Raw genomic sequence first — 1293 nt, 5'->3', positions numbered from 1 at the left:
TCTAGGTCACCTGGCGGGGCCGGCGCATCATCGTCGTCGCCGGCCACTGGTTCGGGGCGTCCGGCGACGACGACCCGGTGTTCGGCCGGCGCCAGCCGCCGGCCCGGCCGAGCGAGTGGCGGCGCGCCGCGCAGGCCGGCGTCGTGGCGCGCTTCGTCCGGTCCGTCCGGGCCGCCGGCCGCGACGCCGACGTGATCGTGGCCGGCGACCTCAGCGACCAGGAGTTCTCCTCCCCCGTCCGCGCCCTGGAGAAGGAGGGCGGGCTGACCGACCTCCCCGCCCGCATGCCGCCGGGGGAACGGTACACGGCGGTGTCCGGCGGGAACTCCCAGGCGCTCGACCACATCCTGCTGAGCCCGTCCCTGTTGCGGCGCAGGCACGAGTTCGACGTCGTCCATCGCGGCGCCGAGTTCGCGGACCGGGCGGGCGACCGCGATCCCGCGGTCGTCCGCATCGACCTGTCCGGGAAGTGAGCCCGGCCTTCCTTTTTGGGCTGTACAAAAAGATCGGAATTGAACGGCCCTGAATGGCACCGGTGTTTTTGCCGTCGTGCTCGGGGCAACCGTGGATCGTCACACCCCCACCCGGGAGGAGACGCCTCCATGGCGTACCGATATCGGCCGCACATCAGCCTCGGCGGCCTCATCTACATCATCATCGGCGTGTTCGTCGCCTGGGACCGCGGCTATCTCAACGCCGACCTCCTGCGCCGCGTCGGCAGCGCCCTGCTCGCCATCCTTCTCTGGTTCCTGGTCCTGCTCGGCGCGGACCTGCACCTCCACGGCTGACCCAGACCGGCACGGGCCGTCCCACTCCCCTCGCCCCGGGGCGGCCCGTGCCTCCCTCCCCGCGACAGGTGCCCGTCGCCGCCGGGCCATAGACCTCCCCGTGCGAGGAGGGTTACGTTCCGCTCATGACCACAAAGGGATGCAGTTGCGGACATGGCGGCGGATGCTCGTGCCCGAAGGGATGCTCCTGCGGCTGCAACGGCTGACCGTCCGGCACCGGTGGCTCGGGTTCCGGCAGCCCGCTAGGGGAGCGGCGCGCGCCACAGCAGCGGCGTCTCGCCGCGGTGGTCGGCGCTCGTCCCGACGGCGACCAGGTCGCCGCCCAGCACGGCCAGCGCCGTGACGCGCTGCTCGCCGGGCCCGTCCAGGCCGCGGGCCGCGACCCTGTGCCAGGCCAGCCCGTCCGGGGACGCCCACAGCGCGGCGTCCCGTTCCCCGGTGGTCCCGGCGGCGACGAACCCGCGCGGCGTCGCGGTGACGGCCGACATCGACGGGGCTCCGGGAC

3 protein-coding genes are annotated in these 1293 nt (G+C 73.5%); 2 read left to right on the top strand and 1 reads right to left on the bottom strand.

All coding sequences use genetic code 11. From position 1 onward, the window contains the following. The first annotated feature begins 77 nt into the window (after positions 1–77). Together E1291_RS41420 and E1291_RS41415 are read left to right on the top strand one after the other, a co-directional pair. A complete protein-coding gene (locus E1291_RS41420; RefSeq protein WP_131743475.1) occupies positions 78–473 on the top strand; it encodes an endonuclease/exonuclease/phosphatase family protein in 396 nt (131 codons plus the stop codon). A 129-nt stretch (positions 474–602) separates the two neighbouring features. After that, positions 603–788, top strand: coding sequence for a hypothetical protein (locus E1291_RS41415; RefSeq protein WP_131743474.1), 186 nt, complete (start codon positions 603–605; stop codon positions 786–788). A gap of 242 nt (positions 789–1030) precedes the next feature. On the opposite strand, the gene E1291_RS43025 is transcribed toward E1291_RS41415, so the two are convergent. Further along, positions 1031–1293, bottom strand: a 263-nt coding sequence (locus tag E1291_RS43025; RefSeq protein ID WP_207401274.1) for a hypothetical protein, incomplete at its 5' end; no start/stop codon positions are given.

It is taken from the genome of Actinomadura roseirufa, assembly GCF_900659635.1.
Classification (GTDB): domain Bacteria; phylum Actinomycetota; class Actinomycetes; order Streptosporangiales; family Streptosporangiaceae; genus Spirillospora; species Spirillospora roseirufa.
Note: the sequence above shows the minus strand (reverse complement) of the source record. Positions and strands in the feature narration are given on the sequence as shown.

What these genes read in the sequence shown, in the direction of transcription:
- E1291_RS41415 (WP_131743474.1), top strand. Translation starts at nt 603, where the DNA reads ATGGCGTACCGATATCGGCCGCACATCAGCCTCGGCGGCCTCATCTAC.